Origin of the sequence: Seongchinamella sediminis, from assembly GCF_003457605.1 — a bacterium.
Classification (GTDB): Bacteria; Pseudomonadota; Gammaproteobacteria; order Pseudomonadales; family Halieaceae; genus Halioglobus; species Halioglobus sediminis.
Genome location: NZ_QRAN01000059.1, coordinates 1 through 1,325, shown reverse-complemented (window position 1 = coordinate 1,325; position 1,325 = coordinate 1). Strand labels below are relative to the sequence as shown.

1 protein-coding gene is annotated in these 1,325 nt (G+C 52.8%); it reads left to right on the top strand.

What is annotated here, in order from left to right; translation table 11 throughout:
• Positions 1 to 142 precede the first annotated feature (142 nt).
• Positions 143 to 1,312 (top strand): IS4 family transposase, encoded by a 1,170-nt coding sequence (locus DWB85_RS19295; protein WP_117957703.1) that lies wholly within the window; start codon positions 143 to 145, stop codon positions 1,310 to 1,312.
• Positions 1,313 to 1,325: the final 13 nt, after the last annotated feature.

Here is a 1,325-nt window from a genome sequence, read left to right as displayed (position 1 = left end):
CACTGCTGTCCGGTTAACTGAGCCCATGATCCACGTAACTCCATGAATAGACTCCATTTTTTACCAATAAATTGTGGTGTCGACTTGAACGTAATAGAGCTTTCGGGCGACCTTTCGGGAAGGCATTCCCGGAGGGCTCCGCATGTACACTGGCAAAACCCTGTTCGCACAGCTGATGGACTTTCTGCCCTGGACAACGTTCACGCGAATCGTCGATCGGTACGACGGCAATCGCCGCGTTCGTACGCTTCCCTGTGCCGAACATTTTCGTGTGCTGGCGTTTGCGCAGTTGACTTACAGAGAGAGTCTTCGCGATATCGAGGCCTGTCTTTCGGCTCAGTCTGCGAAGCTGTATCACATGGGTATTCGGTCGCCGATCAAACGCTCCACTCTGGCCGACGCCAACGAGCGAAGAGACTGGCGCATCTACGCCGAGTTTGCGCAACGGCTGATCGCACAAGCTCGCAAGCTCTACGCCGAGGAAGACCTGGGACTCGACCTGTCGAACACGATTTACGCGTTGGACTCGACTACCATCGATCTCTGTCTGTCGCTGTTTCCATGGGCGCCGTTTCGCAGCACCAAGGCAGCGGTCAAGATGCATACGCTGCTGGATTTGCGCGGGAACATCCCGAGTTTTATACATGTTTCCGACGGCAAGCTGCACGATGTCAACGTCCTCGACGTGGTGATTCCGGAGCCGGCGGCGATCTACGTGATGGATCGTGCTTACCTCGACTTCCAACGGCTCTTTGGATTGCACGAAGCCGGTGCGTTCTTTGTGACTCGCGCCAAGTCGAATGCCGACCTGCGACGCGTCTACTCGGCGCCGAGCGATCGAGCGCAAGGCATTATCTGCGATCAAACGGTGGCGCTGTCGGGCTTCTACAGTCACAAACACTTTCCTCATCACCTGCGGCGAATTCGCTTCAAAGATCCCGAGACGGACAAGACTCTGATCTTCCTGACCAACCTGTTCGGCCCTCCACCCATGACCATCTGCGAGCTGTACAAAGCCCGTTGGCAAGTCGAACTGTTTTTCAAATGGATCAAGCAGCATCTCCGCATCAAGAAGTTCTACGGCAATTCAGAGAACGCCGTAAAGGTGCAAATCTGGACAGCCGTATCCGTATATGTCCTCGTAGCCATTATCAAAAAACGTCTCGATCTGGATGCCTCGCTCTACACTTTGTTACAGGTATTTTCGGTCACCCTCTTCGAAAAAATCCCTTTAAACAATGACTTTTTCGATACCAAACATATCCTGGAAGATGACATGGTTTCTAACCAACTGAATTTGTTCAACAATTAACCGGACGCTAGTG